This is a genomic window from Nautilia lithotrophica, assembly GCF_054656815.1.
The window spans coordinates 835,944-859,093 of the sequence record NZ_BAAHXN010000001.1 but is presented as its reverse complement, the minus strand read 5'-3'; the positions used below and the strand labels follow the sequence as shown (position 1 = coordinate 859,093).

Annotated in this window: 16 protein-coding genes and 1 tRNA gene; 8 read left to right on the top strand and 9 right to left on the bottom strand. The window is 31.6% G+C overall.

The features are described from left to right. Window positions 1-10: 10 nt before the first annotated feature. From ACYQ19_RS04380 to ACYQ19_RS04350, 7 genes are all read left to right on the top strand, one after another. Window positions 11-2,059, top strand: coding sequence for an EAL domain-containing protein (locus ACYQ19_RS04380; protein ID WP_459978203.1), 2,049 nt, complete (start codon window positions 11-13; stop codon window positions 2,057-2,059). Between the two features lie 32 nt (window positions 2,060-2,091). Beyond that, window positions 2,092-3,255 (top strand): tetrahydrodipicolinate N-succinyltransferase N-terminal domain-containing protein, encoded by a 1,164-nt coding sequence (locus tag ACYQ19_RS04375; RefSeq protein WP_459978202.1) that lies wholly within the window; start codon window positions 2,092-2,094, stop codon window positions 3,253-3,255. 101 nt (window positions 3,256-3,356) lie between these two features. Further along, window positions 3,357-3,542: a 50S ribosomal protein L28 gene (gene rpmB / locus ACYQ19_RS04370; protein ID WP_015902618.1), complete on the top strand. Its 186-nt coding sequence runs from the start codon at window positions 3,357-3,359 to the stop codon at window positions 3,540-3,542. Window positions 3,543-3,563: 21 nt separating this feature from the next. Beyond that, window positions 3,564-4,712: a potassium channel family protein gene (locus tag ACYQ19_RS04365; RefSeq protein WP_459978201.1), complete on the top strand. Its 1,149-nt coding sequence runs from the start codon at window positions 3,564-3,566 to the stop codon at window positions 4,710-4,712. 85 nt (window positions 4,713-4,797) lie between these two features. Beyond that, window positions 4,798-5,982 (top strand): bifunctional glutamate N-acetyltransferase/amino-acid acetyltransferase ArgJ, encoded by a 1,185-nt coding sequence (argJ, locus tag ACYQ19_RS04360; protein ID WP_459978200.1) that lies wholly within the window; start codon window positions 4,798-4,800, stop codon window positions 5,980-5,982. Between the two features lie 260 nt (window positions 5,983-6,242). Next, window positions 6,243-6,318, top strand: a tRNA-Asn gene (locus ACYQ19_RS04355). A gap of 152 nt (window positions 6,319-6,470) precedes the next feature. Beyond that, entirely contained in the window at window positions 6,471-7,622 is a 1,152-nt protein-coding gene (locus ACYQ19_RS04350) for a murein transglycosylase domain-containing protein (protein ID WP_459978199.1), read from the top strand. On the opposite strand, the gene ACYQ19_RS04345 is transcribed toward ACYQ19_RS04350, so the two are convergent. The 9 genes from ACYQ19_RS04345 to ACYQ19_RS04305 form a co-directional block, all read right to left on the bottom strand. Beyond that, window positions 7,609-8,427, bottom strand: coding sequence for a PLP-dependent cysteine synthase family protein (locus ACYQ19_RS04345; RefSeq protein ID WP_459978198.1), 819 nt, complete (start codon window positions 8,425-8,427; stop codon window positions 7,609-7,611). The genes ACYQ19_RS04350 and ACYQ19_RS04345 overlap by 14 nt on opposite strands. Continuing rightward, complete coding sequence (locus ACYQ19_RS04340) at window positions 8,420-9,403, bottom strand: FAD-dependent monooxygenase (protein ID WP_459978197.1); 984 nt, start codon at window positions 9,401-9,403, stop codon at window positions 8,420-8,422. The genes ACYQ19_RS04345 and ACYQ19_RS04340 overlap by 8 nt, the downstream gene beginning before the upstream one ends. Next, a complete protein-coding gene (locus tag ACYQ19_RS04335; protein ID WP_459978196.1) occupies window positions 9,400-9,849 on the bottom strand; it encodes a hypothetical protein in 450 nt (149 codons plus the stop codon). The genes ACYQ19_RS04340 and ACYQ19_RS04335 overlap by 4 nt, the downstream gene beginning before the upstream one ends. An 8-nt stretch (window positions 9,850-9,857) precedes the next feature. Then, on the bottom strand, window positions 9,858-10,124 hold the full coding sequence (locus ACYQ19_RS04330) for a NifU family protein (protein ID WP_459978195.1): 267 nt from the start codon (window positions 10,122-10,124) through the stop codon (window positions 9,858-9,860). Between the two features lie 49 nt (window positions 10,125-10,173). Further along, window positions 10,174-10,515, bottom strand: a complete 342-nt coding sequence (locus ACYQ19_RS04325; RefSeq protein WP_459978194.1) for an LUD domain-containing protein — start codon at window positions 10,513-10,515, stop codon at window positions 10,174-10,176. 13 nt (window positions 10,516-10,528) lie between these two features. Next, complete coding sequence (locus tag ACYQ19_RS04320; RefSeq protein ID WP_459978193.1) at window positions 10,529-11,830, bottom strand: lactate utilization protein B; 1,302 nt, start codon at window positions 11,828-11,830, stop codon at window positions 10,529-10,531. Continuing rightward, window positions 11,817-12,521, bottom strand: a complete 705-nt coding sequence (locus ACYQ19_RS04315; protein WP_459978192.1) for a (Fe-S)-binding protein — start codon at window positions 12,519-12,521, stop codon at window positions 11,817-11,819. The genes ACYQ19_RS04320 and ACYQ19_RS04315 overlap by 14 nt, the downstream gene beginning before the upstream one ends. A gap of 9 nt (window positions 12,522-12,530) precedes the next feature. Continuing rightward, window positions 12,531-16,907 carry a glutamate synthase large subunit gene (gltB, locus tag ACYQ19_RS04310; RefSeq protein WP_459978191.1) on the bottom strand — a complete coding sequence of 1,459 codons (4,377 nt, stop codon included), beginning with the start codon at window positions 16,905-16,907 and terminating at the stop codon, window positions 12,531-12,533. Between the two features lie 73 nt (window positions 16,908-16,980). Beyond that, a complete protein-coding gene (locus tag ACYQ19_RS04305; protein WP_459978190.1) occupies window positions 16,981-18,036 on the bottom strand; it encodes a helix-turn-helix domain-containing protein in 1,056 nt (351 codons plus the stop codon). Between the two features lie 155 nt (window positions 18,037-18,191). On the opposite strand from ACYQ19_RS04305, the gene ACYQ19_RS04300 reads away from it, so the two are divergent. Further along, window positions 18,192-23,150, top strand: a complete 4,959-nt coding sequence (locus tag ACYQ19_RS04300) for an autotransporter domain-containing protein (RefSeq protein ID WP_459978189.1) — start codon at window positions 18,192-18,194, stop codon at window positions 23,148-23,150.

Below are 23,150 nucleotides of genomic sequence, written 5' to 3'. Positions count from 1 at the left end.
AGGGATTTATTTGAAAAAAATAAAAAATGAAATGATCAAGTCTTTTATCTTTTCAGGACTTGGTTTAATTTTATTGTTATTTATATTATATAAATCAATTACTTCTTTTATCGTAGATCAAGAAATACAAAAAGCAAGACTTCTAGCACATACATTAGTTTATACAAGAGAATATTTGGCGAATGTTGCACCTTATGTTGAGATTAAAGACCAAAAATTTCATCCTTTTTCTTTGACGCCTGCATATGCGGTGAGTAGGATCGCTCTTATGATTCAAAAAAATGAAAAAATTTATGTTAAACAAACTTCAGACAGATATAGAAACCCTAATAATAAACCTAATGAGTATGAAATTTATGCAATTAATTTTTTTAAAAACCATCCAGATGCAAAAGAATTTTTTCAAATACATAATGGACATAAATTTATAAGTTACGAACATCTTTTTTATGCATACCCTTTGAAAATTGAAAAAAGTTGTTTAAAATGTCACGGCCCTAAAAATGAAATTTCAAAACCTCTTTTGGAAAAACTTGAAAAAATTTATGGCAATAGAGCTTTTGGATATAAATTAGGTGAGATTAGAGGAATTATTTCAATAAAAATCCCGTTTAATGAAATTAAACATAAAGTTGATTTACTCTTTATGAGACTCTCTTTTCTTTTGTTATTTTTATATTTACTGGGAATAGTGTTGTTTATGAAAATAAATAAATTAATTTTTAAGGATATAAAAAATATAAATACATATTTACAAAATAATCTTTCAAAAAATATATATAGACCTTTTAAGAAAAAATTGCATTTTTATGAATTTGAAATAATTAAAAAAGAAATAAATAATGCAGTAATATCACTGAAAACTTATCAGAAAAAAATTTATAAAAGTTTATATTATAATGAATTAACCGGACTTCCTAATAGAAAAAAACTTTTATCGTTAATTAGAAAAACTGAATATCCTATTATTTTGTTAGACATAGATTCTTTTAAAGAAATTAACTATTATTATGGTGAAAAAGTAGCTGATGAAATAATCAAAAAAGTTGCAGAAAGATTAAAAAATTATAGAGTCTTTCACATAAAAATTGACGAATTTGCAATATTGAAAGAAAAAAATATAACTCAAGAAGAAATTTATAATTTTACTAAACATCTTATAAAAAAACTCGAAGAACCCTATATAGTTGATGATTATTCAATAGTAATAAAATTTAGAGCTGGAATAGCATTTACCAAAAGAACATTTACAAGAGCTCTTTCAGCACTTGATGCTACAAGATTTTTGAATAAAGATATTGCATTTTGCAGCGAAGCAGAAAAAATAAGAGAGTCATATCAAGAACATTTAATTTGGCTAAAAAAATTAAAAGTGGCAATTGAACATCAAAAAATAGTTCCTTATTATCAGCCTATAATGGATAAAGAAGGGAAAATTTGTAAATTTGAGGCATTGGTGAGGTTAATAGATGAAAACAATGAAGTTATATCACCTTATTTCTTTTTGGAAGTAGCTAAAAAATCAAGGCTTTATTTTGAAATTACAAAACAGGTAATTGAAAAAACTTTTGATAAATTTAATAACTTAGAGTATGAATTTTCGATTAATTTAAGCACTCTAGATATGGAAAATGACTATATCAAAGAGTTTATTATTGATAAATTGTCATCTTTTAAAGATCCAAAAAGAGTTAGTTTTGAAATTGTGGAAAGTGAAGATATTAAAAATTCTAAAAATGCATACAAGTTTGTAAAAGAACTTAAAAAATTTGGTTGTAAAATATTAATAGATGATTTTGGAAGCGGTTATGCGAATTTCGATTATTTGCTTTCATTGGGTGCAGATGGACTAAAAATTGATGGCAGCTTAATTAAAAATATATTGATAGATAAAAATTCTCAAATTATTGTAAAAACAATTGTAAACTTTGCAAAAGAAGTAAATATGCAGGTAATTGCAGAATTTGTTGAAAATAAAGAAACTTATGATTATTTAAAAACATTAGAAGTTGATTGTTTTCAAGGATATTATTTTTCCCCACCAAAAGAAGATATATAATTTGATATAATTCAAATAAAAAAGGATAATTTATGTTTGAAAATCTTGTAGAAAACATACAAGGATATAAAAAGCCTTTGGCATTTGGGATTGCGAGGGTAGATTTTGGTCAAGTAAATCGTGACAAAGTGCTTCAGGCGACTTATCCTGTAATAAACTGGAATGAAAATTTTGGAAGTGCGGCTGTATTTATAAGAAGTCTTTTTGAAAACGGTGTGGAAGTTGATTTTAGTTCAAGCGAATTTGTTTCTGATGTTACAAAGGAGTTTGTTGAAACAGCATTAAACTATTTTGGTGAAGAATTGGTAGCTGAAGCAGCAGGTGATAAACATAAAAATATTCAAGTTTTAAAAGTTTTAAAAGAAATTTTTGACGATGAAGTAATGGATAATTACAGAATCTGTTTTTTATTTGAAGATGAAGCACCTAAAAGTGTAGAAGCAGTATATTTAAAATTATACGCACTTTCACAGAGAAAAGTTCCTCTAAGAAGTATTAATTTAAACGGAGCATTCGGAGTTCTTACTAACTGCGCATGGGTTGGAAACGTTCCTATTGAGCTTGATTACTTAAGAGAGAACGAAATTGAGCTTAAATTAAAAGACGCATATCCGGAAGTGGAATATGTAGATAAATTTCCAAGATTTCTATCTCATGTCATTCCAGATGACAATACAAGAATTCTTGATACCGCAAAAGTTAGAATGGGGGCTCAGCTTGCAGCCGGAACGACTGTAATGCCGGGTGCTAGTTATATTAACTTTAATGCAGGAACCGAAGGTCCTGTAATGGTAGAAGGAAGAATTTCTTCATCTGCAGTTGTTAAAGAAGGTGCAGATGTTGGTGGTGGTGCTTCAATTCTTGGAGTATTAAGCGGAACAAACGGAAATCCTATTACAATTGGAAGAAATACTTTACTTGGAGCAAACAGCGTAACAGGTATTCCTTTAGGTGATGGATGTATAGTTGATGCTGGTATAGCAGTGCTTGAAGGAACTAAAATTTGGATTAGCGAGGATGAGTTTAATAAAATAAAAGAAGTAAATCCTGAATGGAATGCTGAATATAAAGAGTATTTTAAAGGTTTGGAACTTGCAGGATTAAATGGGGTGCATTACAGATTTGACACTACAAAAGGAAAAATGGTAGCATTTAGAAGCAGACGTGAAGTAAAATTAAACGAAGAGCTTCACTAATTCCTTTTTTTAAGGAAAAATTTAAAAGCAAAAAATTATTTTTTTTGGTATAATTTCAAACTTAAAAATCAAAGCGCTTAAAAATTAATAAAGGAAACACAATGGCAAGAAAATGTGAAATTTGTGGTAAAGGTCCTCAATTTGGGAATAGAGTAAGCCACTCAAACAGAAAAACAAGACATAAATTCAATCCTAACATTCAAAGCGTTAGAATCGAAATCAATGGAGTTAGCAGAAAAGTTAAAATTTGTACAAGCTGTCTTAGAAGCTTGAAAAAATCTGTATAAAGTTCCCCTCTTGGGGTCATTATGAATAAAGACTCTTATATAGAAGAATTCTTAAAAAAACTAGCAAACTTTCTACACTGGCAAAGAAGTCCAAAACCTGAAGTAGATTTATCTTCTGAAATATGGGGTGAATTAAAGCCTTTTAGAACTCCTGTAATTCTTACAATTTTAATAATGCTTTTTGGAACACTCGGGTATATTTGGATTGATAATTTTTCTTTGCTTGATGCGATTTATCAAACGGGTATTACTTTTACCACTGTTGGATTTGGAGAAATCGCTCCGATATCACCTCTTGGCAGATTATTTACGATATTTTTGATTGTTGCGGGATTTGCGGTATTTTCATATGCTGTGGGGATACTTGTAGATGTAATTAATAAAGGACGCTTTATAGCACTGCTTAAGGAGAATAGAATGCTTTACAAAATTGCAAGGTTAAAAAATCATATGGTTATATGTTATCACAATGATTATACTATAGAATTAACAAGAGAACTTAGACGCGCACATATACCTTTTGTTGTTATTGATAATAAAGAGAATTTGGAAGAAATTGCGAAAAAATATAAATATCCTTATTTTATTAATGCGGATCCTCATACAACCCTTGCAATTAAAAAAGCCTTTTTAAGCAGTGCAAGAGGCGTTATAACTCTTTCGAAAAATGTTACGGATAATATTGCAGTTGTTAGTTCTGTAAGACTTTATGAAAAAGATTTAAAAAGAACACCTTATTATATTTTATCGGTTGCAAATTCTGATGAAGAGATTGAAAAACTTATAAGACTCGGTGCAAACGAAGTTCTTTCACCTACGAAACTGATTGCTAAAAGGATGACGGCTGTAACGGTAGATCCGGATGTTAAAAATATACTTGAAGAGTTTGTATATTCAGTTGATACGCCGTTAGACTTAGAAGAGATTACCGTAAGTAAGAAATCATGGGTGGCATATAAAAAACTGAAAGAAGTTCATTTAAGAGAGCTTTTTAATGTAACGGTTGTAGGAATTAAAGAAGAAAACGGAAAATTTATTCCAATACCTAAAGGCGATGTAGTATTAAAACCAAATGATGTTTTGCTGGTTATAGGCACTGGTAAAGATATGAGAAAAGCCAGAAAAGTAATAAGAAGTTCGGTTAAACCTAAAGAGATAGATTTTATTTAAGTTATGAAGTGGGTAAATTGTAAAGTTGTGAAGTAGATAAGTTGAGAAAGAAGTTATGAAGTAGGTAGCTGTGAAGGGAGAAGAAATGGATAAGAAATTCAGAATTACACCAATTGGCGGTGGAGTTTGTGCTGTTGATGGCATTTATGCAAGCGGAGTAAACGCTGGATTTAAAAAAGAAGGCTTTGATGTCGGGTTTATAAGAAGCGATGAAGAGATGAGGGTAGCGTATCTTTTTACAACGAACAGATTTCAGGCGGCACCTTTAAAATATGTATTAAGAAAAGGTATTAAAACCACAAACTTTTTGCTTGCGAATTCAAAAAATGCAAATGCAATGACAGGAGAGGAAGGTATTAAGGATATTGAAGAAATTTTGTCTTATGTTTCACAAAAAATTGAAGTTAAAAATCCTATTATGAGCTCGACTGGTGTTATAGGTGTAAGAATTGATAAAGAAAAAATAAAAAATGCAATTGATAGATTTGATTTTAATGAAAAAGATTCCAATAAATTTGCAAAAGCCATTATGACAACAGACAGCTTTGAAAAAGAGATTGCATTTGAAGTGGAAGGTGAGTTTGGTAAATTCAGAATAGGAGGGGTTGCCAAAGGTGCCGGGATGATAAACCCGCAAATGGCCACTATGCTCTGTTTTATTACAACGGATGCGGACATTCCGGAAGATGAGATGAAAACAATACTTAACGAAATAAATGAAAAAAGTTTTAATGCAATAAGTGTAGATGGCGATACTTCTACAAACGACAGCGTATTTTTAATGACAACAGGTAAAGCATCTTACGATAAAGAAGCGTTTAAAGAAGCTCTTAAACAGGTAATGCTAAAACTCGCCACAGATATAGTAAGAGATGGCGAAGGTGCTACAAAGCTTGTGGCGTTTAATGTAAGAGGTGCGAAAGATACAAATGAAGCCAAAAAGGCTGCTAAAGCTCTTACAAATTCACTTCTTATGAAAACGGCAATTTTCGGTGAAGATCCTAACTGGGGAAGAATCGCGTCTACAATCGGTGCAAGCGGTGTGGAATGTGATGAAAATACATTAACTATTAAAATAGGAAACGTTTTAGTATATGACAGAGGAAATATTTTATTTACATCCGAAATAGAAGAAAAAGCTCATAAAGTTATGAAAAAAGATTCTTTTACAATTAGTGTTGATTTAGGTATTGGTAATGGTGAGTTTACTGCATACGGATGTGACTTAAGCTATGAATATGTAAAAATAAACGCGGAATATAGAACGTAAAAATAGAAATTTAAAAAAATTGGAAAAAAGAAAAAACAATAAATATTAAATTCATTTTCGCCATTTTTTCTGAAGTTATAGAATTTTAAAAATTTTTTTAATTTTAAAACTTGGTAACTAGTATACAAATATACTAAAACAAAGATACATTTAATTTTAAAAAACATAATGTTTTAACAATTTAAATAACTTTAACTGCTAATCAAATTTTATTTCAGAACTTGCATTTATATAATTTTTTGCTATAATTTTATTCACGTTCCGGCGTAGCTCAGTCGGTAGAGCAGACGGCTGTTAACCGTCGGGTCAGAGGTTCGAGTCCTCTCGCCGGAGCCATTTAAAATGTTCTTATATAGTGTCTGGCACTATAAAATATAATAAAGTATTATATTACTTCATATAATTTTCATAATAATATATTCTAATAAGATGTTTTTAAGGCTTTTTTGTTTAAATGTATATATTAGATGTTTTGTTATACTTTTAAAATGAAATTTTTTATAAATGTAATTATTATTTTGATGTTTTTTGGTTGTTCTGTAAGTGATTATCAGACAATTGCTCAAGCCGTTGTATCCAAAAACCCTTCTTCGGTATTAAAATCTTACGCAAATCGTAAAAAAAACTACTATTTAACTCATCCATATGCACTTGCAAGAGATATAAAGAGTTTTATAAAACATTTTGATCTGGAAGTTAAAAAATTTACAAAAGCTATAAGTATATGGCAAAATCCTAAAAAACCTCAGACAAAAACATTTGTAAAATATTCCAATTCTTACAAAGCCAGAGCAATAATAGATTTTGACAGAGGGTATGTAAAAGTTGAAACCATAGCCAAGGATTATAAAAAGGTTTTGCAAACGGCTCTTGTAAATACTATGCTTATGCCTGACGATCCGAGAAGCGTGGATCTTTTCAGCGATAAAATAAAACTAAACGGCAAACCTTTTTTAGCCGGACAGATTTATGATTTTGAAAACAAGCTCGTTTTATACAGATGGCGGGCAAACAGATACTCAAACTGGCTTATTAAAAATAGACTTAAAAGTTATGTAATAAAAAATCAAAAAATTTATTACGTAACATTTAACCTGGCAAAAAATTCTGAACATATAAGGGCTAAAAAATATCTGCCTTATGTAAAAGAAAATTCCAAAAAATTTAATATATCAAACACACTTATTTTGGCAATTATCAAGACGGAAAGCGATTTTAACCCTTATGCTGTGAGTTATGTCCCGGCATTCGGACTTATGCAAATTGTCCCTACGACTGCGGGTGTGGAAGGATATGAAAGGGCTTACGGATATAAGAAAATTCCAAGTAAAGAGTTTTTGTTCGTTCCAAAAAACAACATTAAAATCGGAACGGCTTATTTAAATATTCTTTTTTATAATTATTTGAAAAATATTAAAAATCCCGTATCAAAAGAGTATTGTGCAATTGCGGCATATAACAGCGGAATAGGAAATGTATTAAGGGTGTTTAGCACAAGAAGGGACAGGGCTTATTATATTATCAATTCACTCTCACCCAAAGAGATTTATGAGCGTTTAACTATGAGACTCCCTACCGATGAAGGAAGGAGATATCTTCCTAAGGTTATAAAACATAAAAAGATGTTTATAGGATACTGATATATTTTTCTATCCCGTCCGGCGCTATTGTTACAATATTTCCGTTAAGCTTTTGAGATGCAAGAATGTTTGCGGCGGTTGAAATTCCGCCTGTAATTCCAAGACTTGGTAATTGTTTTGTAAATTCAATTGCTTCATCATCATCTATCAGTATCACGTCGTCAATCAGTTCAAGATTTGTAATATCGGTAATAAATCCTGCACCTATACCTTGGATTTTATGGGGTTTTACGGGAAGATTTTTATTATAAAATTTATTGTAAATTACCGGTGAATTTATACTCTCTACCGCAATTATTTTAATACCGAGAGGCTTTAACACCATTCCTATTCCGGTAATTGTTCCGCCACTTCCGACACCGGCTACAAAATAGTCGATCTTTTGAATTTGATTAAGGATTTCAAATGCAGTAATTTCCTGAGATTTTGCGTTAATCGGGTTTGAAAATTGATTAGTATAAAGAGCGTTATGTGTTTGTGCATACTCTTTTGCTTCTTTTATGGAATCGGATATCGAGCCTTTTGTAAGTATCAGATTTGCACCGTAAAGTTTTAAGAGCTTTTGTCTTTCGATTGAATAACTCTCAGGCATAAAAATGGTGGCTTTAATTCCGAATTTTTTAGCGTAAAATGCAAGAGCGATTCCGGTATTTCCGCTTGTTGCTTCCACTACTTCATTATAACCTCTATTTATTGCATCCTGAATCATAAAAAGAGCAGGTCTGTCTTTTATACTTCCTGCAGGGTTTTTATATTCGAGTTTTACTGATATGTTTTTTAGCTGATATATCGGTGTATTAAACATTTTTTTCTCCCAACCACATTTTAACACTAAAATTTTGAACGAATTTCAGTTTATGAGCTTGTATTATTAAAGGTCTTATTTTGGTTTTGTTTATATTTTCCAATATTTTCATAAATTTAAATTCTTTTAAAAATCTTTTATTCCATTCGCTCTTATAATCTTTTTGGTTTATAATACATTCCGCCAATATTTTAGCCGAATGCATTGCATAATATATGCCTTCAAAACTTAAAGGCATTACCTGTCCTGCGGCATCCCCCACAAAATAAACATTTTCTTTTTGAATAATAATGTCTTTTTGCCAGGTTGGTATTTTATAACCTTTTGGTTTAATAGATATATTTAAAAATTCACATAAATTTTTAAAATTCTCCCTGCTGACGGTTCCTATATGAGTTAAATTTTCGTGAGGGAACGCCCATCCATAATATTCCCCGCCTATATCAAAATCGAAAAAAAACTCACATGTATCAACTTTATATTTGTCCGTCCTTGCGTAATGCGTTATTGTTGAAGGGATTTTTGGAAGGTTCAGAGATTTTCTGACAGTTGAATTAACCCCGTCCGCGGCGATTAAAATATCGTATTCGAAAGGAATTTCAACCGGTCCGAATTTTACGTAAGCTTTATTGTTTTTAATGTGTTTAAATCTTCCGTAATATATTTTGGCACCCGCGTTTTCAGCGAGTTTTCTTAATGTTTCGTCAAATTCCCATCTTTTTACAATCGATAGATTTTCACCTTTAAGGTCGATTGAAATGTTTGTGTTTTTGTATTTCATAATTACGTGATTTAAAGAATGTTTAATGAGAGTTTTTGGAATGTCAAATTCATCGAATATTTTACTTTTAACGCCTCCCCCGCATGGTTTGTCAAATTCAGAATCATTTTGAATTAACGTTACTTTATAATAAGGAGCTAAAATTCTGGCAGCCGTTGATCCTGCAGGGCCGCCTCCTATTATCAGGATTTTCACTGAGCCCTGTCCTTTTTATAATTAAAAGGGAGTTTCTTTTTAGCTTTTGGCATAATTTTTACCGCCGCCCAAGGTCCTTCTTTGTAATAAATTTTGAAATTCGGATAATTTTTCAGTTCCGAAATTTTTATAAGTTTTGCATTTAATTTGTGCTCGCTGATATAGTTTTTAACGTGTATTTTTGTCAAAATAAAATAACTTACCAGCACATATCCGATATAAACAGTTACGAAAATAATTTGAGCGACTCTTAAAAATTTATATTTTTTCATAAGTCCAGCAAAAAAGAAAACAATAATGACAGCAAAATAAACCAAATTAAATTTACCAAGGCAGTAAATAGCAAATATTTTTATACTTTCATTAGGGGATGAAATTAAAAACTTTAAAACATAAGGAAAGAAAAAACCAATAATTGATACGATATAAAATATCATCTGTTGCATTTCAGTCCTTAAATAGGGAATACCCTGATTTTGTCCGTATTTAAATTTCTTCTGAGTGTTTCTTCTATTGCAAATAGCGTTGCACCTCCGGCACTGCTGCATGCCGCACACGCGCCCCCATATCTGATAAACACGTGAGTTTCACCATTGCTTTCCCTGACATCCAGCACTTCCGCCATTCCTCCGTCAAATGCCAGCATAGGTAAAATATCTTTTTGTATAACTTTTTCAATTGCTTCTATTTTTTCTTTTAAACTCATTTCTTCAAAACTCATGTAAATCCTTTTTGATTTATAATATCATAAAAATAATGATTTGCAAGTATTATTCAAAAAATATTCCAAACTTCATAGGTCCGTGAGCCCCAAACACCAAAAAGCTCTCAACATCCGCAGTTTTGGAAGGACCTGATATGAAAACTCCCGGACTTTCAATCATTTCAACAGCTTCGTGCATTGTAGGCACTACTTTTTTCGGCATTTTTACAGCTACAAATTCACTTAAAAACAATTCTTTGTTATATTCTTCCACCCATACGGCTCCGTTTTCCGCAACGCCGAACTTTGCCTTAGTTACATACCATCCTTCAGGAATGTCGTTCAGAATTTCCCCTCCAGCGAGTTTCAGGTTTTTTATAAATTCATTAATTAATTCTTCATTTTCCATTCTCAATTCTCCATTATTTTATGAATCTTTCTTTCGGAATAGCCGGAAGGGCTTTGTATCTGCTCCATTCCTTAGCCACGCTCTCAAGCAGCGGTTTTGGTGTAAGGCGTAATATAGTGCTGAAGAGTTTAAACATTTTAGGTGAATGCATGGCTTTTTCAGTCAATTTCATACCTGCATTTTCCATTGTCCATTTTCCATTGTCCATTGATTTGACATAGTGTCTCATATTTACAAGCTGTTTTGTAAACGGAATTTTAACGGGACACACCGCCTCACAGCTTCCGCAAAGTGTGCATGCAAAAGGCAGGTCTGAATACTCTTCTTTATCACTTAAAGGTGCAAGCAGGCTTCCAATAGGTCCAGGGATTACATATCTATAAGAATGTCCGCCTGAACGTCTGAATACCGGGCATGTTGTAAGACAGGCTGAACATCTTATGCATTTGAGTGTTTCTTTAAATTTACTTTTAAGTCTTTCAAATCTTCCGTTATCTACTAAAATAATAACTCTTTTGCCGTTTTCTTTTTTGCCGAATATTGATGTATAAGTTGTAATTTTCTGTCCCGTGGCGTTACGTGCGAGCATTCTTAAAAATACGCTTAAATCATTTAAATTCGGAACGATTTTTTCAATTCCGACGCTTATTATGTGAAGAGATGGTAAAACAGCACCAAGGTCGGCATTTCCTTCGTTGGTGCATACAACCGCCCAACCTTTGTCTGCAACAAGAAAATTCGCACCGCTAAGACCCGCATCGGCTGAGAGAAACTCTTCTCTTAATAGTTTTCTCATTTTATGTGTAAGGTATGTAGGGTCGGTGTTTGTTTCGTTTAAAATTTCCGCAACGTCTTCTTTTGTGGTATGAATTGCCGGAAGGACAATATGAGAAGGCTTTTCACCTCTTAACTGAACTATTCTCTCACCTAAATCCGTATCAATTACCTCAATTCCGTTTTCATTGAGGTATTCGTTAAGTCCGCACTCTTCTGTGAGCATTGATTTTGATTTGACTACTTTTTTTGCGTTAATTTCTTTTAGGTGTTTTAACACTATTTCATTGTGCTCTTTCGCATTTTTGACAAAAATGACTTCAATTCCGTTGTTTTTAGCGTTTTTTATAAATTCGTCCACAAGAGAGTGCAGGTGTTCAATTACATAATCTTTAATATCTGAAGCCCTGTTTCTTAATTCTTCCCACTCTTTTACTTCTTTAATTGCCTTATCTCTTTTTTGTCTTATAGTCCAGAGGCTTTTGTCATGGCGCGGGCCTTTTTGTTTGTAAAACTTTACGGCAAGTTCATAATGTTTCATCCAAACTCTCCAGCAGAATTTCGCTTACATGTTTAAATTCGGCGTTAATTCCCTCTTTTTCAGCTATTCCTTTTAGATGCATAAGACAGCTCATATCAACGCCCGTAATTACAGGCGTAAAATCATACTGCCAGCCGCTTAGGAGGTCATTGAGTTTTTCTTTTCCGATAATATAGCTCATCTCTCCCTCTTTTACGCTGAAAACGCCTCCGAATCCGCAGCATTCATCCCTTTTAGCTTCTATAATCTCACATCCTAACACTTCTTTTACTTTGTTTATGTATGGGATATTCAATTCGCTAGGGGTTGCTATATCTATGTGTCTCATAGAATGGCATGAGTTGTGAAGGATTAATGGCTTATGGTTTTTTGCGAGGTTTAGATGGTTTTGTGAATGTAAAAAGTCAATAAGTTCATATGATTTATATGAAATATTTAAGTTTTGCGATTTTATCGTGCTTACACAGCTGCTTGAAGGTGATACAATGTAATCAAACTCTCCGAAAATTTCATCATACATATTCGGAAGGGTCGTATCATACCCGCTGTTTATAAAAGGCTGTCCGCAGCACGTTTGATTTTTGGGAATGGTTACATTATAACCAAGATTTCTTAACAAAAGCGTAGTCGCTTTAGCCACATTCGGAAAAAGTTCGTTTATGTAACATGGAACGTGGAGGGCTATTTTCATAGCCTTCCTTTAATCCATATCGTTTGGATCAAGAGGTGGGCGGTTGTCTTTTGGAGTTACAAGCCAAAAGTGTCTTACTTCGCTTCTGAAATTATCAAGGATAAATTTTGCTTTTTCGCTTCCAGTTGCGTTATAGTATTCAATAAGTCTTTTTTTAAGGTATAGTTTTGGTTTTTCGTTTTCGTCGATATCGATTCTTCTTATTTCGATAAGTTCCGCGTTGATTTTATCTACGAATTCATGTTCTTTGTCATAAACAAATGCAACTCCTCCTGTCATACCAGCACCGAAGTTGATACCTGTTTTACCAAGGATAATCACTTCACCGCCTGTCATATATTCACAAGGATGATCCCCAGTTCCTTCCACTATCGCAACAGCGCCAGAGTTTCTAACGGCAAATCTTTCACCAACAGGTCCGGCAATAAAAAGTTTACCCGCAGTTGCACCGTATAGACACGTATTTCCTGCACCTGCACCTTTTGCAGGGGTAATTATGATTTTACCTCCGGCCATTCCTTTTCCGACATAGTCGTTTGCTACGCCGTTTAATCTAAGAGTTATACCTTTGCTTAAAAATACTCCGAAACTTTGTCCGGCAGTTCCTGTAAGGTTAAATACGATGCTGTCGTCAGCCAAGCCTTCATCTCCGTAGTATTTTGCCACAACACCGCTGATTCTTGCACCGAAACTTCTGTTTAAGTTGCAGATTTCGGCTTTTACGACTGATTTGTGGTTTGGATTTTTGATTGTATCCATTACAAGTTCAAGCATCTCTTTTTCGAATTCGTTTTTGTCGAAAGGTTCGTTTTCAACCTGTTTGGTGTTTACGCCTTCTGTTTGTCTGAATATCATAGAAAAGTCAAATTTTTTAGCTAAATCGATATCTTTAATGGTAATTAAATCATTTCTTCCGATTACCTCATCAAGAGAAGTGTAACCCATTCTTGCGAGCCACTCTCTAACGTCTTCCGCGAGTGCTATAATGTAATTTTTAACTTTTTCAACATTACCTTTGAATTTGGCTCTATAATCTTCATCCTGAGTAGTAATACCCACAGGACATTTGTTTGTCTGGCAGCTTCTACAGAAAATACAATCAACAGCCATTAGTAAACTTGTTCCGAATGCATAGTATTCGGCACCTAAAAGTGCCGCAAATATAACGTCTCTTCCGATTTTAAGCGCACCGTCTGTTTCAAGCGCTACGTATTTTCTTAAGTGATTTTCTTTTAGTGCGTTGTGTGCTTCGATAAGTCCTATCTCCCATGGATTACCCGCATGTCTTATTGAAGTAATAGGTGCAGCACCCGTTCCCCCTTCGCTACCGCTGATTACGATCTGATCCGCATACGCTTTTGCAACACCCGCTGCAATTGTTCCAACTCCAGCGGTTGAAACGAGCTTAACGCTAATAGTTGCCTCAGGGTTGATTTGTTTAAGGTCGAATATAAGCTGTGCCAAATCTTCAATTGAATAAATATCATGATGAGGTGGTGGTGAAATAAGCGTTTTTCCAGGTGTTGTATGTCTGAGTTTTGCGATATAAGTAGTTACTTTAAATCCAGGAAGCTGTCCACCTTCACCAGGTTTTGCACCCTGAGCCACTTTAATCTGGATCTCTTCCGCGTTTACAAGATATTCAGGAGTTACACCAAATCTACCAGATGCAACCTGTCTGATTTTGCTCTGCTTGATTGTGCCGTTTCTTCTTTTGTCTTCCCCACCTTCACCCGAGTTTGTTCTCGCACCCAGGCTGTTCATGGCTTCGGCTAAGATTTCATGCGCTTCAGGGCTTAGCGCACCGATACTCATAGCCGCACCGATGAATCTTTTGATAATGTTTTCGCGAGGTTCTACTTTATCAATTGAGATAGGCTCTCTATCACTTTTGATATCAAGGAAATCCCTGATGTAAGTAGGTCGTCTGTTTTCTACAAGGTTTTTAAATTCGTCATAATCGGCTTTTTCACCTGTTTTGATAGCTTTAAGGAATGCTCTTGTAACCTGAGGCGTGATCTCATGATATTCTTCACCTTTTCTTTGTTTGATAACCCCTCCAGGAAGCAGTTTTTCTTCTTCAAAGGCTTTTTGATGTCTAATGTTTAATCTCTCTTCAATGTCTTCATACGTAAGACCCGGAAGCAGGGTTTTACTTCCTATAAAACACTCTTCCTGAACTTCATTTGAAAGACCTATAATGTCAAAAAGAGCCGAGTTTCTGTAACTTGCAATTGTAGAAATTCCCATTTTTGACATAATTTTCAAAATACCTTTGTTAAGTGCGCTATGAACGTTAAAGAGCGCATCGTCTCTGTTTAAGCCTTTTTCGTCACATATTTTGCATACTGTTTTGAATAACAGATAAGGATAAATTGCAGTTGCGCCGTATGCAATCATTACAGCCGCATCGTGAGGGTTTGTTACTTCACTTGTAAGAGCTACGATGCTTGTAAGGTGTCTGAGTTTCGCATCAAGAAGTTTTTTGTGAAGTCTTCCGATTACCATTGCCATAGGTATTGTTTTATGTTCTTTATCAATACCGCTGTCATCAAGGAATATAATTCTAACCCCGTTTTTTACATCTTCTACGATTTTATCAGTCAATTCTTCAAGAGATTTTTTAAGGTTGCTTTTAAATGCTGTTGAGTATGTTGCGTTTTTGTAATCGCTTTCATATCTTGGTGAATTTTCATCACCAAAACTTTTAAGAACGCTCAGTTTTGTCTGTGTAAGTATTGGTGAGGTTGTTTTAATTCTTTTTGCGTGTTCTGGCGCTTCGTCTAAGATATTGTGGATTTCACCAAATCCGGTATTTAAACTCATTACGATTTTTTCTCTGAGTGAATCGATAGGAGGGTTTGTAACCTGAGCGAATTTTTGTCTGAAGAAATCGTTAAAACTTCTAAACGGATAGTCACTAAAACATGCAAGCGGGGTATCATCACCCATACTTCCTGTCGGTTCTTTTCCGTCTTCCATCATTGGCGTGATTACCATATTAATAATTTCTTTAGTAATTCCGGCATATCTTTGTTTGTAGATAAGTTCTGTAAGTTCGATCTGTTCGTCGATTGCATAAGGGTTTTCAATATACTCTTGAAGGTAAATCATATTTTCATTAAGCCATTTTGTATAAGGGTTGCTTGATTTTAAGTATTCGTCTATGTCTTTATTTTTAAGAACCACGCCGAATTTCGTATCGACACCTATCATCTGACCGGATTGAAGTTTTCCTCTCTCAACAATATCTTCTTCAGGAAAATCGATTACGCCGTATTCACTGGCGATAAGTATGGTATCGTCTTTTGTAATAACATATTTTGCAGGTCTTAGTCCGTTTCTATCAAGAACAACCGCAATATATCTTCCATCAGTTACGCTAACGGCGGCAGGTCCGTCCCATGCTTCGAATCTTGTAGAGAAATACTCATAAAACGCTTTAAGCTCACTATCTAAATAAGGAGCGTTTTGCCATGGCATAGGGATTAACGATCTTATTGTTTTGAAAAAGTCCATTCCGTTCATAATTAAAAATTCAATCATCCTGTCAAGCGAGCTTGAATCACTTTCATCAAATCTTACAATAGGAAGCAGTCTTTCAAGCTCTTCTTTTGAATAAACTTCAGATTTGATTGATTCGCTTTTTATAAGTGCGTTTATTCTATTTGCCTGTATTGAATTAATTTCTCCGTTGTGAGCTATAAATCTAAATGGCTGTGCAAGTCTCCACTCAGGAAGCGTGTTTGTAGAAAACCTCTGGTGGAAAAGTGCGAATGAAATTTTGAAGTCTTTATCAGCCAGATCAGGATAAAATTCTTTAATGTGATTTGGCATTAATAGCCCTTTGTAGGCTATCTTTTTGCTTGAAAATGTAGGAATGTAAAAATCTCTGTCTTCAATGAAGTTTTCTATCTCTTTTCTTGTTAAATATAAAAGCTCTTCAAATCTTTTAATGGCGATAATTGAATGAGGAACGATAAAAGCATGATAAATTTTAGGCAGGGTTTTAAGCGCAAGTTCACCTAAAGCATCCGTATTTACCGGAACTTCTCTCCATAATGCTACTTTCAAATCATTTTTTTCGCAGTATTCTTCAACAATCGTTTTTTGGTTTTCGTTTTTTAAAAATATTACACCCACACCGAATGTATCAGGAAGATCAACGCCGTGATTATGAGCTATTTTTCTGAAAAAGTCTTTAGGAAGTGAAAATAATAGACCGCTTCCATCACCAGATTTACCATCAGCCGCAATTGCACCTCTGTGCATCATCCTTTCAAGTGCTTCGAGCGCTTGATTGACCATTTCGTGAGTTTCTTTACCTTTTATATGAGCAATAACACCAAAACCGCAGTTATCTTTAAATTCTAACATTTTTGACATATATTTTCCTTTAAGAGGTTATTAATCCGATTTTATAATTTGCTAATTATAACATAATTTAGGGGGTTAAAACTTACAAAGGCTTTTTAAAATTTCTAAATTCAGATGGGGTCATTCCATACCATTTTTTAAATGCCCTAAAAAATGGGCTGTATTCTGAATAACCTAAAAGATAAGAAACTTCTTCATATGAAAGATTGTTGTCTTTTAGCATATAATAGGAAAGTTTTTTTCTAATAAGTTCAGTGAGTTTTTTAAAAGATGTGTTTTCATTTTTTAAGTGTCTTTTTAATGTGCTAGCACTAATATTTAATTTTTCTGCTATTGTTTGTAAATGATTATTGCCGTCAGGCATAGTTATAAGTATTTCATTGATTATTTTTTGAGTATATGTAGATTTTGTGTAAAGATCTTTTTTCATTTGTTGAACATGTTTTAATATAAATTTATAAGGAGGATATTTTGGTCTAAAATTTGGAATATAAAAAATATTTTTACTTATTATAATGTAGTTAGTAAACTGATCAAAAGAAACTTGGGTGTTTGGAAAATTTTTATGATAATAATCTATATGTTTTGGGGTGTGTTTGTAGAAATTTATTTCTTTTATAGGAAGTTCATTTAATGAAGTATATTCTTTTAACCAGTTGTAACATATTTTTGCATAACATTCAAACACACTAAGAGGAATAATAAATCTTGGAATTATGTCAAAATAAAAAATCACATTATCATCAACTTCTACATATTTTTTGTTTATATTATTTATTATTAATGATAGATATCTATCCATAATTGCTACTGATTCTCTTAAATTTGAAGTATGTATAAAAAGCTTACCAATTAAACCAGCTTTTTCTAATGTAAAATAATCTGCTATTACAATACCAATATCGCTACGTTGAGAAAGTTTTTCTATTCCGCACCATAATTTATATGCTTTTATAATTGAAACTCGTTCATTATCTGCAATATATTGTATTTTAAATTTTGTGTATTTTTCTAATTCTTTAATATTAATATTAATTGTAGGTAAAAGTTCTATGAGGAAGTTATAAAATAATGCAGAAATTGTAAAGTTTTTAAATAAAAAGTTTGCATCTTTTTTTTCAAAATAACCAAAATTCATCTTCAATCTTTTATTAAATATATTAAACATTTTTACTATTATACTTGATTTTTTTAAAAAGTAAAAATTTTTTTAATTTGGTCTGAAATGTCATAGTGCTAAAATCTTTATTTTTATTAAAATAGAATTAAAACTTTATAGAAAAAAGGCTTATTATGAACGTTGGAAAAAAAATCTTTTTATTAAGTATAGTTGCATGTATGGCATTATCAGATCAAATAATTGATACTGATACAACATCCCAAGTAAGCAGTAATGGTAATGAAAATATTTTAGTAACAAAAGATGGGAGTATTGTAACTGATAGTGATAATAATATAAATATAACTGAAACTTTAGGATCAGACTATAATATTACCAATAAAGGATATATTAAAAACAAAAGTTCAAGTGGAGTTGGTTATCGAGGAATGCCTATTGCAATACATGATGGTAATGACGGAAAAATATTGAATTATGGAACTATTTATGCCAATGGAATGTATGATATATATACTCCTGTTAATAATGGTTATATCATAAACGGGGGTGATATTTATAACAATGATGTGAATACAACTACCGCTAATGCAATAGTAATGACCAATAATAATAATGTTATACTGAACAATTCACAAGGATCTATTAAAACAAATAGTAACTCTATTTATGTGGATTATAATAATAGAAATGGATATATAGAAAATAACGGTTCAATAGAAAGTGTATATGGTAGAGGTATATATTCTGTTAATTATAATAAAGGAACTATTGTAAATGAACGTAATGGTATTATAAAGTCAAAATTGAGTTCTATATATACAATAGAGAATGATAGTAATATTACAAATAATGGAACTCTTACAAGTTCTGACAGATATGGTATAGAAATAACTTCTACAAATGTATATGAACAAGGTGTAGTTATTAATAATGGTCTTATAAACGGAGGAGAATTAGGTGGTATTTTTGTTAAAAACAATAATAATAGAATAGAAAATAATGATGGAATTCAATATGGTGTTGATGCTATAAAAGTGGAGAATAATGGTTTTAAAGCTATTATATTAAACAACGATTTTATAAATGATGTTCAAACAGGTATAAATGTAATAAACAATAATTCCCAAGCTGTAATTCAAAATAATGGTAGTATTATGGCTGATACAGGTATAAATATCAGTGGAGAAAATATTGGAACAGTTGTAATTGGTGATCAAGGAAGTATTCGTGCCAAAAATAATGCTATATATGTTTATAACAATAAAAATAATATATATAATCATGGTTTATTGACTGCTTCAGATGGAAATGCTATATATGTTGCTATTACTAATTCTCGAACATCCATCACAAATTATGGAAAAATAAATTTAAACTTAAGAGGTATATCTGTATCATCAAATGAAGGGACTATTTTGAATGATACAAATGGGGAGATATATTCAACAAAATCAGCAATTTATATTGATAGCGATAATAATGGTTATATTACAAACAATGGTATTTTAATTACCAATGGAATTGGAGGTAATAGTATAGAAATACACGGAAATAATAATAAAGATATTACAAATTATGGAACTATTCGTGCCAACAATAATGCAATTTATATTGATAAAAACAACAATGGAACAATTGCTAATCATAATACTATAAATTTAGTTAGTAAAGGTATATTTGTAAACGGAACAAACAATAACCTGATTTTAAATGATACGGATGGAAATATTACTTCGGATTATGCTTCTATATATGTTAATGATAACCAAAACAATGTTCAAAATAACGGAATAATTTACAGTGGTAAAGGTAATGGTATTGAAATAAGAAGCAATCACAACTGGGTTACAAATAACGGCACTATTACTGCTCGTAACAGTGGTATTTACATTGATCAGGACAATAGTGGAACAGTTACAAATAACAATACAATAAAATCTGAAAGCAAAGGTATAACTGTAAATGGATCCAATAATAGTAGTATTTTTCAAAAAGGGAAAATTATTTCAGCCGGAAATGGTATAGAAGCAAATATCAATAATTCAAATATATATAATAATGGTTATATTTATAGCGAAACCGGAAGCGGTATAATGGTAAATACCAATAATAATTATATCAGGAATGAAGGTGATGGAAATATTACTTCAAAAAATATATCAATATTTGTATCAAATAATGCAAACAAAATTTTAAACTCTGGATATTTATCAGGAGCAAACAGTGCCATAAATGTTACAGACAATCACGGTTATGTTAAAAACTTTAATACTATAGCAAACAGCAACTATGCAATATATGTAAAAAATAACTATTCTATGATAGAAAATGAGCGTGATGGAGTTATAAAAAATACAAATAATACAGGTATTAAAGTTGATAATAATAATGGTTATATTTCAAACAAACGCAGTAGCAGTTATATCTATTCAGATGTAGGTATATCAGTGAATATTAGTAATGGTGAAATTTCAAATTATGGTTATATAATTTCAAATGATACTTCAATCTTTGTATCGGATAATAATAATACTATTATTAATAAAGGATATTTATCAGGAACTAATAGTGCTATAAATGTTACGGATAACCATGGTAATATAAAAAATAGCAAATCTATTTCAAATAGTAATTATGCAATTTATGTTCAAAATAACTACAACACAATAGAAAATAGTTACTATGCAGTTTTAGAAAGCACAAATAAAGTAGGTATAAAAGTAGATAATAATAACGGCTCTATTATAAATATATTAAGAAGTAATATGTATTCTAAAACAGGTATGCTTATAAATACGAATAGAGGGTCAATTTTAAATGAAGGAAATATTGCTTCACAAGATATTGGTATACAAGTTACTAATAACGAAGCAAATATAACTAATAACGGAACATTATCAAGTTCAAATAACAATCATTTAATAAGCGTAATTTATAACACAGGAATTATTACAAATACAAATACTTTAAGAGATGGTGATATCGGGATTTATACACAGGAAAACAATAATACTCTTTTAAATAATGGGTTTATTTATTCTAATATAGGAATTTATACACAAAATAATAATGCAAATATTACTAATAATAAAATTATTGCTTCTACTGAAGGTATGTCTATTGTTACAAATAATGGAACAATTTTAAACGACACCGATGGTAATATTACTTCTAATGATTCAGCAATATTAATTGTGAATAATAAAAACACAATCATAAATTCTGGATATTTATCAGGTGTTAATAGTTCTATAAATGTAACTGACAATAACGGGACTATTATTAATAATGCAGATATAGCCAAAAGCTCTAAAGGTATAAATGTAATAAATAACAATAAAGACATCATAAACAATGCTCGTATAAATTCTGAGATTGGTATATATGTAACTACAAATAATGGAAGTATAATAAATGGTAAAGAAGGTAATATTACAGCTGATAACACTGCAATTTATATTGCGGGAGATGATTCCAACTCAGTAATAAATAACGGGAATATCAATGCAAAATATACATTAAATTCATATTCTAAGTCTGGAATGTTTACAAATAACGCAACAGCAATTGGTGGTATAAATGCAAAAGGAATGGATGTTGTAAATAATGGCACATTGATTTTAAATCCGAATCAGGTAATAAAAGCTAAAACATTTACACAAAATTCAAATGGAAAACTACAAATTGGACTTTTTGTAAGCGATACTAATCTATCTGCACAAGTTTCAGAAATAGGTGTCCAAAATAATATTGTTTTCAAGAGAGGTTCAACAATAAATATTATGTTTGTTAATACTACAAATAAAACTATAAATGACTGGTTAAACACATTGAAAAACTCTTCAAAATATACTTATAAAATGTTTAGCAATGATGAAGGAGTAATAGCTGTAACCGAGAATGGAAAAATTACAGCAGATATAGATCATATGAATTTTATCGACAATAGTGCACTTTTAGTGTTTTCAGCTGAAAATAATGGCACATCAATGAATTTATTGGTTAAAAAAACAACCGATGGTTTAGAAACTTTAGTAAATGAGCATGGGGAAGCATTTGAAATTGGTGCAGCCAAAGCATTAGATAAAATATTTGGTCAATTTATTGTAAATGATGATATTGGTAGATATTTAACATTGTTAGACTCTAAAAGCACTGACAACGAAAAAACTGATGCTATAGCTGAGTCTATTCCTGTAAATGTTTTATCAACTTCAAAATCAGTCTTGTATACGAATAATGCAATTAGTTCAACCATTGAAGCAAGACAACGAGGATTAAACTCTGGTAATGCGCTTTTTAAAGATAGAAATTTATGGATTAAACCATATTATACTTATACTACACAAAATGACAGAGATGGTTACAGAGGATTTACTTCACATACAAGTGGATTTGTATTAGGTGCAGATGGTGATTATGGTGATGCGAAAAGAGCAGGGATAGCTTTTTCATATGGACATAGTGAAGTAAATACAAATGGACTTTCTCAATCAAGTAAAATAGATAATTATACATTTATAGCTTATGGAACAAATCCTATGAATGTTAATGAAGCTGTAATTTCTTATCAATTTGGAATTGGAATGCAAAAAATAAATAGTAAAAGATTTATCTCTACAACTAATCAAACTGCTACAGCTTCATATAATCCGAAACTTTTTTATGCTCAAGCAATAATAAATAAAAATGTTGAATTAAAAGAAAAATTTGTTTTTGTTCCAAGATTGAAATTATCTTATAAATATTATCATAGCCCAAGTTATAGTGAAACAGGTGCAGGTGGAATGGGATTAAATGTTCAAGGTTTTAACACACAAGAACTTGTTATTGGAACCGGAGGATTATTTAAATATGCTTTAAGCTTATCTACAGATATTTCTGCATATGGAAATATTGAATATAATACTATTAATGATAGAGAAACTGTTTCAGCAAGTTTTCAAGGTGCAAATGATGTAGTGTTTGAAACAGGTGGTATTAAAAATAGCCCTTTAACATTTAATGGAGGAATGATGTTGAATAAAAAAATGCATAATCACACTTCATTTAGTTTTGGAATTAATATAAATAAAAAAACAACTGGCTTTACAAGTAAAAGTGTGTTTGCAAAATACAATATTAAATTTTAA

What these genes read in the sequence shown, in the direction of transcription:
- ACYQ19_RS04375 (WP_459978202.1), top strand. Translation starts at nt 2,092, where the DNA reads ATGTTTGAAAATCTTGTAGAAAACATACAAGGATATAAAAAGCCTTTG.
- rpmB (WP_015902618.1), top strand. Translation starts at nt 3,357, where the DNA reads ATGGCAAGAAAATGTGAAATTTGTGGTAAAGGTCCTCAATTTGGGAAT.
- ACYQ19_RS04365 (WP_459978201.1), top strand. Translation starts at nt 3,564, where the DNA reads ATGAATAAAGACTCTTATATAGAAGAATTCTTAAAAAAACTAGCAAAC.
- argJ (WP_459978200.1), top strand. Translation starts at nt 4,798, where the DNA reads ATGGATAAGAAATTCAGAATTACACCAATTGGCGGTGGAGTTTGTGCT.
- ACYQ19_RS04350 (WP_459978199.1), top strand. Translation starts at nt 6,471, where the DNA reads ATGAAATTTTTTATAAATGTAATTATTATTTTGATGTTTTTTGGTTGT.
- ACYQ19_RS04345 (WP_459978198.1), bottom strand. Translation starts at nt 8,427, where the DNA reads ATGTTTAATACACCGATATATCAGCTAAAAAACATATCAGTAAAACTC.
- ACYQ19_RS04335 (WP_459978196.1), bottom strand. Translation starts at nt 9,849, where the DNA reads ATGCAACAGATGATATTTTATATCGTATCAATTATTGGTTTTTTCTTT.
- ACYQ19_RS04330 (WP_459978195.1), bottom strand. Translation starts at nt 10,124, where the DNA reads ATGAGTTTTGAAGAAATGAGTTTAAAAGAAAAAATAGAAGCAATTGAA.
- ACYQ19_RS04325 (WP_459978194.1), bottom strand. Translation starts at nt 10,515, where the DNA reads ATGGAAAATGAAGAATTAATTAATGAATTTATAAAAAACCTGAAACTC.
- ACYQ19_RS04320 (WP_459978193.1), bottom strand. Translation starts at nt 11,830, where the DNA reads ATGAAACATTATGAACTTGCCGTAAAGTTTTACAAACAAAAAGGCCCG.
- ACYQ19_RS04315 (WP_459978192.1), bottom strand. Translation starts at nt 12,521, where the DNA reads ATGAAAATAGCCCTCCACGTTCCATGTTACATAAACGAACTTTTTCCG.
- gltB (WP_459978191.1), bottom strand. Translation starts at nt 16,907, where the DNA reads ATGTCAAAAATGTTAGAATTTAAAGATAACTGCGGTTTTGGTGTTATT.
- ACYQ19_RS04305 (WP_459978190.1), bottom strand. Translation starts at nt 18,036, where the DNA reads ATGAATTTTGGTTATTTTGAAAAAAAAGATGCAAACTTTTTATTTAAA.
- ACYQ19_RS04300 (WP_459978189.1), top strand. Translation starts at nt 18,192, where the DNA reads ATGAACGTTGGAAAAAAAATCTTTTTATTAAGTATAGTTGCATGTATG.